This is a genomic window from Cesiribacter sp. SM1 (genome assembly GCF_020178975.1).
Lineage (GTDB): Bacteria > Bacteroidota > Bacteroidia > Cytophagales > Cyclobacteriaceae > Cesiribacter.
The window spans coordinates 54,715-67,595 of record NZ_JAHXBU010000093.1 but is presented as its reverse complement, the minus strand read 5'-3'; the positions used below and the strand labels follow the sequence as shown (position 1 = coordinate 67,595).

Annotated in this window: 12 protein-coding genes; 3 read left to right on the top strand and 9 right to left on the bottom strand. The window is 47.1% G+C overall.

The annotated features are described in order from the left end of the window. Positions 1 to 589: 589 nt before the first annotated feature. On the bottom strand, positions 590 to 1,393 hold the full coding sequence (locus tag KWJ01_RS22200) for a phosphatase PAP2 family protein (protein WP_224999320.1): 804 nt from the start codon (positions 1,391 to 1,393) through the stop codon (positions 590 to 592). 105 nt (positions 1,394 to 1,498) lie between these two features. Here KWJ01_RS22200 and KWJ01_RS22195 point away from each other — a divergent pair, with 105 nt between their 5' ends. Then, positions 1,499 to 1,960, top strand: a complete 462-nt coding sequence (locus tag KWJ01_RS22195; RefSeq protein WP_224999319.1) for a DUF3127 domain-containing protein — start codon at positions 1,499 to 1,501, stop codon at positions 1,958 to 1,960. A 207-nt stretch (positions 1,961 to 2,167) separates the two neighbouring features. Here KWJ01_RS22195 and pruA read toward each other — a convergent pair whose 3' ends face one another. The 4 genes from pruA to KWJ01_RS22175 form a co-directional block, all read right to left on the bottom strand. Further along, positions 2,168 to 3,799 (bottom strand): L-glutamate gamma-semialdehyde dehydrogenase, encoded by a 1,632-nt coding sequence (gene pruA / locus KWJ01_RS22190; RefSeq protein WP_224999318.1) that lies wholly within the window; start codon positions 3,797 to 3,799, stop codon positions 2,168 to 2,170. A gap of 75 nt (positions 3,800 to 3,874) precedes the next feature. Next, positions 3,875 to 5,974 carry a SpoIIE family protein phosphatase gene (locus KWJ01_RS22185; RefSeq protein ID WP_224999317.1) on the bottom strand — a complete coding sequence of 700 codons (2,100 nt, stop codon included), beginning with the start codon at positions 5,972 to 5,974 and terminating at the stop codon, positions 3,875 to 3,877. Between the two features lie 288 nt (positions 5,975 to 6,262). After that, entirely contained in the window at positions 6,263 to 6,976 is a 714-nt protein-coding gene (locus tag KWJ01_RS22180; protein ID WP_224999316.1) for a YjjG family noncanonical pyrimidine nucleotidase, read from the bottom strand. Positions 6,977 to 6,991: 15 nt separating this feature from the next. Continuing rightward, positions 6,992 to 7,384: a helix-turn-helix transcriptional regulator gene (locus KWJ01_RS22175; protein ID WP_224999315.1), complete on the bottom strand. Its 393-nt coding sequence runs from the start codon at positions 7,382 to 7,384 to the stop codon at positions 6,992 to 6,994. A gap of 83 nt (positions 7,385 to 7,467) precedes the next feature. Here KWJ01_RS22175 and KWJ01_RS22170 point away from each other — a divergent pair, with 83 nt between their 5' ends. Continuing rightward, positions 7,468 to 8,157 (top strand): carboxypeptidase-like regulatory domain-containing protein, encoded by a 690-nt coding sequence (locus tag KWJ01_RS22170; RefSeq protein ID WP_224999314.1) that lies wholly within the window; start codon positions 7,468 to 7,470, stop codon positions 8,155 to 8,157. A 45-nt stretch (positions 8,158 to 8,202) separates the two neighbouring features. Continuing rightward, positions 8,203 to 9,018: a ZIP family metal transporter gene (locus KWJ01_RS22165; protein WP_224999313.1), complete on the top strand. Its 816-nt coding sequence runs from the start codon at positions 8,203 to 8,205 to the stop codon at positions 9,016 to 9,018. 5 nt (positions 9,019 to 9,023) lie between these two features. Here KWJ01_RS22165 and KWJ01_RS22160 read toward each other — a convergent pair whose 3' ends face one another. The 4 genes from KWJ01_RS22160 to KWJ01_RS22145 form a co-directional block, all read right to left on the bottom strand. After that, on the bottom strand, positions 9,024 to 10,565 hold the full coding sequence (locus KWJ01_RS22160) for a YifB family Mg chelatase-like AAA ATPase (RefSeq protein WP_224999312.1): 1,542 nt from the start codon (positions 10,563 to 10,565) through the stop codon (positions 9,024 to 9,026). Between the two features lie 74 nt (positions 10,566 to 10,639). Continuing rightward, positions 10,640 to 11,779: a DUF563 domain-containing protein gene (locus KWJ01_RS22155; RefSeq protein ID WP_224999311.1), complete on the bottom strand. Its 1,140-nt coding sequence runs from the start codon at positions 11,777 to 11,779 to the stop codon at positions 10,640 to 10,642. Between the two features lie 125 nt (positions 11,780 to 11,904). Then, complete coding sequence (lpcA, locus tag KWJ01_RS22150; protein WP_224999310.1) at positions 11,905 to 12,489, bottom strand: D-sedoheptulose 7-phosphate isomerase; 585 nt, start codon at positions 12,487 to 12,489, stop codon at positions 11,905 to 11,907. A gap of 9 nt (positions 12,490 to 12,498) precedes the next feature. Continuing rightward, positions 12,499 to 12,873, bottom strand: coding sequence for a hypothetical protein (locus KWJ01_RS22145; RefSeq protein WP_224999309.1), 375 nt, complete (start codon positions 12,871 to 12,873; stop codon positions 12,499 to 12,501). Positions 12,874 to 12,881 lie beyond the last annotated feature (8 nt).

The following is a 12,881-nucleotide window of genomic DNA, read 5'->3' as shown; positions in this document are numbered from 1 at the left end:
TTGCACTGAAAAGGATTTCGCAATCGGTTTCATCTTTACATTAAGTAAGATCACAGCCCTAGAAAGCCTTACAGCAATCACTTTTAATTCATGTTTGATACTTGATTGTTTAAACTCCAAAGGCCTAATGGCACATCTTGCAGAACAGCAGAGTGCCATTCAATTGATCATTATAAGTTCCTCATGCTCAAACAATAGCCTCAAAACATGCTGGTAATTATGCATATATCTGCATGATGTATAGACAACACATAATATTGTTAGACAAATAGGCTGAAAAAGGCTTACTATTGCCTTATTTCTACATTTTTTGCACTTTACCAATACCACTACTTGCCCGTACAGATGCGTTTTTTATGCTGGCATACCTTAATCATCCCTTTTTTTAAGAAGGCAAGTGTGCTTTGTTAACTACGAATAATTTATTGCACTAGCCCAACTTAAACGGGCTCAAAAGTCTCTTGCGGCATTTTTTAGCTGTGCTGTGCATAAGACTTCATACAAATTGCACAGGAAAGTTGGCTTTACTCTTGTAGCTAAATCAGCAAATCACAAGCGTTATGCACATATTAGCATAGACACTTTGAGTTCAGGACAGCTCTTTTCTGTCAGTAGAGGGTCTGTTTTCTTCGGCTGTGGCGGTATCTGGCTGGCGATCTTCGCCTTTCCAGCGCTGCCTGAAACGCAGGGCCGAGAACAGGATAATAAAAAAGACCAGGCATATGCCTCCTGCAGCAAAGCCAGAGAGCACATCGCTGGGGTAATGCACCTGCAGGTAAATTCGGCTTACGCCAATGCTGATGATGAGAATAACTAGTATAATAGTGAAAACTATCTTTTTTAACCTGCTTTTGTAAATGCGCCAGGTCAGGTGTATCAGAAAACCATAAAAAGCGATACTGCTCATGGAATGCCCGCTGGGAAAGCTTAAGGTGTGTATTCCTAACTGATGCGCCGCTTCCGGGCGTGGCCTGCCAATAAGATCTTTAAGCCAGAAGCTTAAAACACCAGCCACAACAAGCACCGCCACTGCCTGCAGCGTAAAAATAAGATTACCCTTGCGTATATAAAGGTAGAGCCCTAATATAACCGAGAGCATAATATAGGCATAGCGATCACCCAGATGGGTAATTGAACTCAGGTACCAATCCAGGGCAGGCGTTTTCCAGCTGAGTACCCAAAGGGTAATGCTATCATCGAAAGCACCCAGCCTTTCGGCACGCAGGTCGCTCAAAAGCTCATAAAAACCTCTGCCTAAGAGGGCTACAACCAAAACACCTATAAAAATACCGGCAAAGAAAAGAAGATAATCTTTGTAGGAACGGTAAAAGTGATAGAGGAAGCGACGGACTTCCCGAACCAAATATCTTGGGGAAAAGGTATTTTGAGGCATTGCAGGGGCTGTTGCTAAAAAAATTAGGATAAGTTTTGTAATGGTTTTTTACAAGACTCAGATTGATTAACTTTGTTATCCGTCACTTGGTTAACTACAGCAGCTATGATGAATTTGAGAGGTAAAATCAAAGAAATTTTCGACACACAGCATATTAGCGATCGCTTCAGCAAACGCGAATTTGTTCTTGAATATGCAGATAACCCCCAGTATCCGCAGCTAATTAAGTTTGAGATTGTAAAAGATCGCTGCGAAATGCTTGATGAATATAAAGTTGGCGAAGAAGTGGATGTACACTTTAACATCCGCGGCCGTGCCTGGACAAACAACCAGGGCGCTACCCAATATTTTAACACGCTGCAGGCCTGGCGCCTGGATCGTGCCGGCGCCGAAGGTGCCGCACCGCCCGCTGCCCAGCAAAACGGCGGCTACCGCAAACCTGCCGGAGCACCTGCCGGAGGTGCCGGCAATACACAGGAGCCCCCCAGCTGGATGCAGGTAGCCGGAAAAGAAGCCGGCACCGGCAGCTTCCTGAACGATATCCAGGAGGATGACCTGCCGTTCTAAATTTTGGTATGAGTACAAAGAATTGAGTATTGAGACGGTGTTCCCGGAGATAATAGCCTACAGGCTGTGATATTTCCATCCTTCTTCAAAAACTTGTTCTATACAAAACAGCTTAAATGAAATGCAAAAGAGCCGCTTCTTATTATAGAGGCGGCTCTTTTATTGTCTGTGTACTTAATACCAGATACCCAGTTCCAGTACTTACTACTACTCCTGCTCCAGGAATGGATAGCGGTAGTCTACTGGCGGTACAAAGGTTTCTTTGATGGTGCGGGCAGATACCCAGCGCAGCAGGTTTAGCTGAGCACCGGCTTTATCGTTGGTACCGGAAGCGCGGCCGCCACCAAATGGCTGCTGCCCTACTACGGCTCCTGTAGGTTTATCGTTAATGTAGTAGTTACCGGCTGCATGCCTTAGCTTTTTAGTGGCCAGTTCTATGGCGTAGCGGTCTTGCGCAAAAATAGCACCGGTAAGGGCATATGGAGAGGTTTTATCTACCAGCTCCAGGGTTTCTTCAAAGCGCTCCGGCTGGTACACATACACCGTAAGCACCGGACCAAAGATCTCCTCGCACATGGTAGTGTAGCTAGGGTTTTCTACTTTAAAGATGGTAGGCTCAATGAAATAGCCCCTGCTCTTATCGTAGTTACCGCCAGCTACCAGTTCTACATCCGGATCGTTTTTGGCGCCATCAATATAATTGCTGATTTTATCGAAGGACTTTTCGTCGATAACGGCATTTACAAAGTTACCGAAATCTTCAACGCCACCCATTTTCAGGCTCTTCAGGTCTTCTACCACATAGCCTTTAACCTCATCCCAAAGGTTGGCAGGCACATAGGCACGCGAGGCTGCAGAGCATTTCTGGCCCTGGTATTCAAAAGCACCGCGGGTAATAGCCGTTGCCAGTGCTTTTGCATTTGCAGTGTGGTGAGCCATGATAAAATCTTTGCCACCTGTTTCGCCTACAATACGCGGGTAGCCTTTGTAACGCCCAATGTTTTCGCCAATGGTTTTCCAGATTATCTGGAATACTTTCGTACTGCCGGTAAAGTGAATACCAGCAAAATCGGGGTGTTTGAAAATTATTTCGCCGGCTTTAGGCCCGTCTACAAACACCAGGTTGATAACACCCTCGGGTACGCCTGCCTCACGAAACACTTCCATCAGTACATGAGCAGAGTATACCTGGGTTTCGGCAGGTTTCCAGACCACAGTATTGCCCAGCATGGCAGGAGCCGAAGGCAGGTTACCGGCAATGGCAGTAAAGTTGAATGGCGTAAGCGCAAAGATAAAACCTTCCAGCGGGCGGTACTCTGTACGGTTCCAGATGCCCGGAGAGCTCTCTGGCTGCACTTTGTACATTTCGCTCATGAAGTAGACATTAAAGCGAAGGAAGTCTATGATTTCACAGGCAGAATCGATCTCGGCCTGGTAGGCGTTTTTTGACTGCCCCAGCATGGTGGCTGCATTGAGCCTTGCCCGGTACGGACCGGCTATCAGATCGGCAGCTTTCAGAAAGATGCTGGCACGCATTTCCCAGCTCATTCCCTCCCATAATTCTTTGGCATTAAGGGCCGCCTGTATGGCCTGCTCTACATGACCGGCATCACCTTCGTGAAAATATCCAAGCACATGCTGGTGATCGTGTGGCGGGCTCAGCTTCCTTTTATTCCCTGTACGCACCTCTTCACCACCTATGAACATAGGCACATCCATCTCCTGGCTGCGCATCTGGTCAAGCGCTGCCTTTAGGGCCTTACGCTCCGGAGAACCCGGGGCATAGTTCAGCACAGGTTCGTTTTTAGGATAGGGAACTTTGAAAAATCCGTTTGACATGACGGGTTAATTTAAAATTTATAACCCTGCAAAGGTACGAAAAAAGAGAAGAAATTGCTTCTACACAGCAGGGGCTTACAGCTTCCAGCCAATCAGCATCATATCATCGGTTTGTTCGTAACCCCTCATCCACAGCAGCAGTTGCTCCCGAAACTGCTCTTTCTGCTGCTCCATCGGCAAATCGCACACCCGTGCAATCAGCTCCAGCAGCCTTTTTTCACCAAACTTTTTATCCTGCTCCCCTCCAAACTGATCGCGCACCCCATCGGTACTGAGGTAAAAAGAGGCGGGCTCTTCAAGCTTAAGTTTGTGGGTGGTAAAACCAGAGAAACTATTTCTGTTAAGGCCACCAATGTACATTCTGTCGCCCCCTACTTTATGCACCTCTCCGCCCTGGCAGTAGTATAAGCTGTTACGGGCCCCAGCAAATGCCACCTCTTTTAACTCCAGATCAATCACACACAAGCCTACTTCCATACCATCCTGGCTGTAGCTCACCTCCTGGTTTAGGGCGCGTCTTACGTGCTCGTGCAGGTAGCTAAGGATCTGGCCTGCATCCTGTATCTTTTCCTGCAAAATGGCCTGGTTCAGGTACACATCACCAATCAGCGATAAGAAAGCGCCTGGCACGCCATGGCCGGTACAGTCTAAGGCTGCCAGGTAAATCTTGTGGCCCAGCTGGGTAAACCAGTAAAAGTCACCACTAACAACATCTTTTGCATTTAGCCAGATAAAAGAATCGGGGAGCGCGGCCTTGAGTTCTGCCGGGCGTGGCATCATGGCATGCTGAATACGACTGGCATAGTTTAGGCCTGAGCTTAAATCATGTGCCGTTTGCTCAATGGCCTGGCGTTGCCGGTTTATCTGGTGGTTGGCCCTGTTTAAATGCTGTGCCTGCGATGCAATGGCTTTTTGCTGCTCTTCCAGCAGGAGGTTTTGCCGCACTATTGCCCTGCTTTTTTCTTCTATTTCACGCTTTTGTTCGGTTAGCACCTTGTTGGTGCGGTTTTTTGCAGTGTTGCTCTTGTACAAAACACCTGTTATCAGCAGAAACAGGGCAAAAAGAGCCATAAAGCTGTTGCGGTACAGCATTTGGCGCTCCAGTTCATCTTCCTGGATAATCTTGCTCTTTTTGAGCAGCTCAATTTTAGCCTCGCGGGCTTCCAGCTCATACTCTGCTTTGAATTGCTCCACCCTGTTTGCCGAATGCTCACTAAAAATAGAATCGTGCAGCTGAAAAAACCTTTTATGGCTATCGTAGGCCTTATCCCATACACCTACATCAGCATAAAGATCGGCCTGCCACCTGTAGATGTTTTTCATCAGGAAGCGATACTGATTTTTGCGGGCATCGGCCAGCGACTCCTGCAGGTAGCGCTCTGCCCGGGTATGGTCATTAAGCTGCAGGTACAAATAGCCTACAAAAGCTTTACAACCAATATAAGCCTCTGCCTCAAAGGGAGGCTTTACGTAATATTCAAGTGCCTGCAGGCAATAGTCCAGTGCTTGGGGAGCATTGCCATCGGCCCTCCAGGCAATATTGCCCAGGTTGTAAAAAACATCGGCCAGCCCTGCAGTGTCTTTTGCTGTTTTCAAAGCTTCATATGCCCTGAAGGTAAAGAACAGTGCACTGTCATATGCTGCTGCTTCTGTATAGTAATAACCCAAATTATTCCAGCAGTAGCTGGAGCCAAGCTCTCCATGATTTTTAAAGGTTAGATCTGCTGCCTGCTTGGTTACTTCTATAGCCTTGCGGTAGTTACCCTGTGCACTGTAAAAGTAACCAAGGTTTTGAAGCAGCTGCGAAAGATAGTCTTCGTCGTTTACCTGGCGCAATTGCCTTAAGCTAATAAGGTAATGATCAAGCGCCTGGTGGTAGTTGCCCCGGGTATCGAATACAATTCCCAGGTTTAGGTTGGCAATGCCCTGCCCGCGGAGGTACTGGAGGCTATCGGACAGCTGCAGTGCTTTTCTGGCCAGCGGAAGTGGATCTTTACGCCCGGACATTGCATACTCATTGCTTAGTATGTTCAGGTCATCTATGTAGAGCGTATCTATTTTTTTTGCCTGCTTTAAGCGGCGCTCAATTTTCTCCAGCTTATTTTGATGCTGCCCAAAGGCAGGTACAAAAATGAGCAACAGCAATAAGCATCCTAAAACAGTTCTGGTATTCACGGGCAGGCAAGCTAATCCTTAGATCAATCCAAATTAGATATTTAAGCCTAGAAATCAACCTGGTGCTTCTATAAATTTTACAAAAAAGCCCACAATACAACAAACACAGCTTACTGCAAATCAACCAGATACAGACAAAGCAGCACTGCTACTATATTTATATACAAGCAGCAGCATATGCAGATGCAGCACCCAACAGTGACCATAAAGTAGGATTTTATGTAACCGGCTGTTGTTAAGCAAGAGCCTTCCGGTAGCTAAGAGGCAGGAAACTTAGCAGATCCATGCTCAAAGCATAGTTAGCAGTTCGCTAAGGCAATGAATGTCGCGCTGAACGGGAACATTGTATTTTCGCCTGTAGGGGTTATAATAAACACTATCGATCCCGGCAGAAGCGGCTCCTATGATATCTGCTTTCAGATTATCACCCACCATAAGGCACTCCTGTGGCTTTGCGCCAACTTTCCGTAGCACATATTCAAAAAAGAAGGTATTAGGTTTTGAAACCCCGGCATCTTCTGCAGTAAATATTCCATCAAAAAAATGGTTGATGCCTGCTGCCTCCAGCTTAATATCCTGCACATCTCTAAAGCCATTAGTGAGCACATACATGGGAAAGCGTTTGTGGCAATGCTCCAGCACTTCGCGCGCATAGGGCAGAAGTCCTCCTTTTGCCGGGCATATGCTCATATAATCGCGATCAAGTCCTTCGCTTACCCATTCCGGAACAGAGGTGTTCCCCAGCGCTTCCAGCACCCGCACAAAGCGCTGGCGCCGCAATTCATCACGCCCCAGCGCTCCGGCTTCGTTCAGCGACCACAACTGGCGGTTTACTTTATCGAAAGTCTGGCAGAAGGTGTCTGTACAGAAATTTCCCACCTGTGCCAGGCCATACTTTTCGTAAAGCTCCCGAAGCGTTTCTTCTGAATTGCTGGTGTAATCCCAAAGGGTGTGGTCAAGATCAAAAAATAAAAATTTGTAGGTTGTTTTTAGCTGACGCATAATCTTAAAAAATTATCATTGAGGAAGTCCCATCCAGCGGCGCCTCTGTAGTTTGTTTACGGCAAGTTCGCGGTTAGAGTGGAGAATCTGATATACTTCCTGATCCCGACGAAGCACAGGGTCTTTCTCCAGCAGTTCAATCAACTGGCGCACGATGTCTTCCATTTCTTCCTTCACATAATAAAAAATATATAATTCTTCCTTACGAAAGCTTAACAGACCTGCGTTCTTTAAATAATTGATGTGCCGCGACGTTTTAGTCTGGGTAAAATCAAGCGTGAGCTCCAGGTCTGATATACACATTTCTCTATTGCGGTAAAGTAAATGTAGTATACGAAGACGCGCCTCATCGGATACTGCCTTAAAGATCTGTGCACCAAACTGTATACTGAAATTTTTAAGTCGCATGCTGTGTTAGAACAAAAAAGGCTCCCGGAATGGAACCTACTTTAAGGTAAATTTATTATTTTCTTTTTAGAACTTAACGTAACTTGGTACAAACTAACCATACTGGCGTGCTGGTAAACCGTAAACCATATCTGTATTCGTTGATGTTGCTGCTGGTGCTTGGCCTGTTTAGCCTGCCCGCGCTGGCTCAGCGAAAAGCAAAAGCACCTGTTGTGCAATTCTCGGGTATTGTGCTGGCATCAGACGATTCTACCTCCAGCCTGCCGGGCGTTCACGTTTATGTTCCTAAAGCCGGCCGTGGTACTATCACTAACATGCTGGGCTTTTTCAGCATGCCGGTGCTGGTGGGCGATAGCGTTGTAATCAGCTACCTGGGCTACCGGAAACAGCATTTTAAAATACCCAATAATGTAGGCGATGCCATTACAATTGTGGTAGAACTATCGCCGGATACTACTTACTTACCAGAGCTAACCATTTTCCCCTACCCCACCGAACAGCTGTTTAAGCAGGCAATTCTGGCCATGGAGCTACCCAAAGCAGAGGAGGAAGATTTGCTCGAACGTAACATGAATGCCAACCTGCTGGCCATGATGATGCAGGACATGCCTATGGATGGCAGCGAGAACTACAAGCGGTACTCGCAGCAGCAGATCATGGATACCCACAACCGCAATTTCTACCGTACTAATCCATTCTTTAACCCCCTGAACTGGGCCAAGTTTATCCAGTCTATCCGCAGGGGCGATTACAGCAATAAGAAAAAAGAATAGACAATTCTGATGTTTAGCTGTTCCCTATAGCATATAAAATCAGACATGTCGATTCCGGATTGGTTCAGGGAGCTTTCTCCAATTGTACAGGCACTGCTCGCAACCCTCTTTACCTGGGGTGTTACTGCCCTGGGCGCCTCTCTTGTATTTTTCTTCAGTGGTGTTGGCCACCGGGTTATGAACCTGATGCTGGGCTTTGCCGCCGGGGTAATGATTGCCGCCAGTTACTGGTCACTCCTGGCTCCGGCCATACGCTTATCAGAAGAAAACGGAGATGTTGCCAGTTGGATTCCCGCAGCCGTTGGCTTTATGGGCGGCGGGCTTTTTGTAGGCCTCATCAACAAGATTTTACCCCACCTGCACCCTGGTCTGGAAAAAAACGAAGGGCCACGCTCCAGCCTCAGGCGAAGCATTCTCCTGGTACTTGCCATTACCCTGCATAACATTCCCGAAGGTCTGGCCGTAGGCGTTGCTTTTGGCGCTGCAGCAGCTAATTTTGAGGGTGCCACCATTGGTGGTGCCATAGCGCTAGCCATTGGCATAGGCCTGCAGAACTTTCCCGAAGGCACCTCGGTGGCTGTACCGCTTAGGCGGGAGGGCTATACACGCGGAAGGGCCTTCTGGTACGGACAGCTTAGCGGTGCAGTGGAGCCCCTGGCAGGTGTGCTGGGTGCCTGGATGGTAATCTCCATTCAGCCCCTGCTTCCCTACAGCCTTGCCTTTGCCGCCGGCGCCATGATTTACGTGGTGGTAGAAGAGCTTATCCCTTCGGCACAAATGGAAAAAGACAAGAACCTGGCCACCTTTGGTGCCCTCTGTGGCTTTACGCTGATGATGATTTTGGATGTTGCATTGGGGTAGGAGTATCACCCCCCGGCCCAGCTTTCCCTATCCAGGCTGCGGTACTGGATGGCTTCGGCCAGGTGTTCTATCTGGATGTTGTCGTTATCGGCCAGATCGGCAATGGTGCGGCTTACTTTAAGAATACGATCATAGGCCCGGGCACTTAGGCCCAGGCGCTCCATGGCCCGCTTCAGCAGGGCTCTGCCTCCTTCGTTTATCTGGCACACTTCCTTTACCATCTGCGAGGGCATCAGGGCATTAGAATGGATTTCAGGATACTCTTCGAAGCGCTGCTTCTGGCGCTCACGGGCCTTTATTACACGCTCCCGTATGCTGGCACTGCTTTCGGTTTTTCGCTGGCCTGTCATCTCATCAAAAGAAACGGGTGTTACCTCTACATGCAGGTCTATGCGGTCGAGCAGGGGGCCACTTATTTTATTCAGATAACGCTGCACGGCACCGGGCGGACACACACACTCTTTGTCAGGATGATTGTGATAGCCACAGGGGCAGGGATTCATGCTGGCGATGAGCATAAAATTGGCAGGAAAGTCCACAGATATCTTTGCACGACTAACCGTTACCCGGCGCTCCTCCAGCGGCTGGCGCATTACCTCCAGTACTGTCCGTTTAAACTCTGGCAGCTCATCCAGGAAAAGGATTCCATTATGGGCCAGGCTGATCTCGCCCGGCTGCGGAATACCACCACCGCCTACCAGGGCTACATCTGATATAGTATGGTGAGGCGAGCGGTAAGGCCGGTGTGCGATCAGCGAAGCATTGGTGCCCAGCTTACCGGCTACGGAATGAATCTTGGTGGTTTCCAGTGCCTCATGCAGGCTTAGGGGCGGCAGTATGGTGGGCAGGCGCTTGGCCAGCATGGTTTTACCGGCACCCGGAGGGCCTACCATAATAACATTGTGCCCGCCAGCAGCGGCAATTTCCATGGCCCGCTTTATATTTTCCTGCCCCTGCACATCAGAAAAGTCTACATCAAATGCCTCCTGCTTGTGAAAGAATACGTCGCGGGTATCCTGTTTAGCAGGCTCTATTAGCAGCTTACCTTCAAAAAAATCGATTGCCTCCTGTAGGTCCGCAACGCCAATCACATCCAGGTTGTTAACAATGGCAGCTTCTTCGGTATTTTCTTTAGGTAGCACAAAACCCTTAAAGCCTTGCTTCCGAGCCTCAATAGCAATGGGAAGCGCTCCTTTGATAGGTCTTAACACTCCATCCAGGGCCAGCTCTCCCATGATGAGATATTGTTCAAGCTTATCCGTCATTAGCTGTTCAGATGCCTGCAGAATACCCAGGGCAATGGGCAGATCGTAAGAGGAACCTTCTTTCCGGATATCGGCTGGGGCCAGGTTTACCACCACTCTTTGCCGTGGCATCCTGTATCCCAGGTGCTTCAGGGCAGAATCTACCCGCTGTTCGCTCTCTTTCACCGCATTATCGGGCAGGCCAACCATAAAAAACTTAGTGCCCTGTGCTACATTTACCTCAATGGTAATCAACCGGGCATTCACCCCAAACACAGCGCTTCCATAAGTTTTTGCCAGCATATTTTCAGTATTGTGTAGTTGGTATAGAGTAATAAGACTTTTTAAGGTGTATAATGTTTAGAAAGCTATCTGTATCATTCTATGACTAGAGTATCATCTGTAGGAGCGGAATGTATGTCACTTAGCTGTTGTCTTAGTAGTTCTGTTGAAATTGTAAACTCACCATTGTTACTGAGCTTTGTTCCATAAAGCGCGCTGTAACTAAAACCTAATTCTCTGCAAAGCCAGAAATAGTGCTGCGGATAAAAGTCTAGAGGAAAAACTTCAAGGAGATGTAGATTTGCTCCACTTCTAAATATAAGGTTAGTAAGTCCGGCTCCATGAAGACCAACAACATGAGCTGCATTTGCAAACAAATTTCTCTGCTCATCGATACTTAAACCGTCCGTATCGACTACCCTGTAATTAAAACTTTTAACAACATCTTCTACTTCCCTTGAATTTAATGCTGACAACCTCCTGCCTCTCCTTCCTCCCCTCTTCAGATAAATTCTATCATGTTTTAGCGATGGAGGTAGCCCATAATCCAGCAGCCTTAGAACACCATTGAAAGTTTCTGCAGTGTTAGGTATGTTCTTTAGGAGATATACTTCATTTACTTCAAAAACGGTATCTTTTCTTTGTACCAGCCACTTTCTGCCTTTCAATGAGATTGCTTGATTAAAAGTATCTCTTACAAAGGAAATTTCAAGTGCCTCCTCTGGGATCAGAATTGGAATATCACAGTCTTCAATGTATTTATCTGCCAATGCAAGCTGCCCCAGAATGTCATTATGTAAATGCCAATAGTTATTAAAGTAATATCTTAATGGTATTACTTTGTTAACTTTTTGTCTCTTGTATGCACTCAAAAGGCCCAATCTGGAGGGTCTTGGGAAGTAATTGTAGGGATGTGATTCTAGTATCACCTTTTTATTATTAGGCAGTACCAACCACGCGCTACCTGGTTCGATCAAACAATTACCCGTGTATTTGTACACATATTCTTTCTGAATCCATCCATTAGCAATCTTGAAGAAGTCAGCGATCGGCGCAGGTAAATTATCTGTATTTGTACTTCTAAAAGGAAATGCTTCTTTAAAATGAACAACTTCAAGCTTATAATCCTGTCCCTGAATGGCATATTCCAGTGGAAGATATTTTCCCAATACATTTCGTAGAACGAACTCAATTTTTCTTTTTACCTTTCTAAATATATTTTTCTTCTCAAGCATAGCTTTGGAATTTCAAGCATTTTTACTGTGTGCCTTTGTTAACTTTCCTCTCAAAGATGTTCTGAACCCTTTACTAACTCACATTGAGCGGTTGCTAATATTAAGATGAGTATTTTGTCTTACTACTATCCCACCCCCAGGATCTGCTCGATGCGCTGGATGATAATGTGAATTACTTTGATATGTATCTCCTGGATGCGATCGGCATAGCCATTATGCGCCACCCTTATTTCAACATCGGCCAAATCTGCCAGCTTTCCTCCATTTTTACCCGTAAGGGCTACTACAGAAATGCCTGACTTACGCGCAGCCTCTGCCGCTTTCAGTACATTGGCAGAATTGCCACTGGTGCTGATGGCCAGCAGCACATCGCCGCTGCGGCCAACGCCCTGTACAAAGCGCGAGAAGATATGCTCATAGCCATAATCATTACCGGTGCAGCTGATAAAGCTTGGATCTGAAATGGCAATAGCCGCCAGCGGCTTGCGCTCTTCGCGGTATTTACCCGTTAGCTCCTCGGCAAAATGCATGGCGTCGCAGTGTGAGCCACCATTGCCACATGAGAGTAGTTTGCCCCCCTGTTCCAGGCTTTGTGCCATCAGTTGGGCAGCTTTTTCTACCTGCTCCAGGTTATGGGGGTTGCTAACAAATGTATTGAGAACCTCGGCAGCCTCCCGCAACTGTTGTTCAATCTGCTTTATTCCTTCCATACTATAAGATTATGCCCGGGGAGTGTTAGGGTCTGTTGGTTTATTTCCTTTATCGAGCGATTGGCGGAACGCTTCTATCCTGCGCCCGGCCTGCTCGTCTTCTTCAAGACGCTTTTGTTCAATATCGTACAGCTTTGCTTTTGTAGCAGCATGCTCCTGCTGCAGGTGCCTGTTTTGCTTTTCCAGGCTTCTAGTATATAAAGTACCTGTAACGATCAAGCCTACCAGTATAATAAGTCCCAGCACCATCCAGTATTTGAAATAGTCGAGCAGGTTCAGGAGGTTCAGGTTATTGTAGAGCGCTTCTTCCTGCAACATCAGTATTATGGTGATAACAGTATACACGAGGCCGGCTATCAGTAAAATAAAGCGTGCGTTTTTCATGGGGCTAA

Excerpts from the sequence above, each read along its gene's own strand:
- KWJ01_RS22200 (WP_224999320.1), bottom strand. The coding sequence starts at position 1,393 with ATGCCTCAAAATACCTTTTCCCCAAGATATTTGGTTCGGGAAGTCCGT.
- KWJ01_RS22155 (WP_224999311.1), bottom strand. The coding sequence starts at position 11,779 with ATGCTTGAGAAGAAAAATATATTTAGAAAGGTAAAAAGAAAAATTGAG.
- KWJ01_RS22180 (WP_224999316.1), bottom strand. The coding sequence starts at position 6,976 with ATGCGTCAGCTAAAAACAACCTACAAATTTTTATTTTTTGATCTTGAC.
- KWJ01_RS22175 (WP_224999315.1), bottom strand. The coding sequence starts at position 7,384 with ATGCGACTTAAAAATTTCAGTATACAGTTTGGTGCACAGATCTTTAAG.
- pruA (WP_224999318.1), bottom strand. The coding sequence starts at position 3,799 with ATGTCAAACGGATTTTTCAAAGTTCCCTATCCTAAAAACGAACCTGTG.
- KWJ01_RS22145 (WP_224999309.1), bottom strand. The coding sequence starts at position 12,873 with ATGAAAAACGCACGCTTTATTTTACTGATAGCCGGCCTCGTGTATACT.
- KWJ01_RS22165 (WP_224999313.1), top strand. The coding sequence starts at position 8,203 with ATGTCGATTCCGGATTGGTTCAGGGAGCTTTCTCCAATTGTACAGGCA.
- lpcA (WP_224999310.1), bottom strand. The coding sequence starts at position 12,489 with ATGGAAGGAATAAAGCAGATTGAACAACAGTTGCGGGAGGCTGCCGAG.
- KWJ01_RS22195 (WP_224999319.1), top strand. The coding sequence starts at position 1,499 with ATGATGAATTTGAGAGGTAAAATCAAAGAAATTTTCGACACACAGCAT.
- KWJ01_RS22160 (WP_224999312.1), bottom strand. The coding sequence starts at position 10,565 with ATGCTGGCAAAAACTTATGGAAGCGCTGTGTTTGGGGTGAATGCCCGG.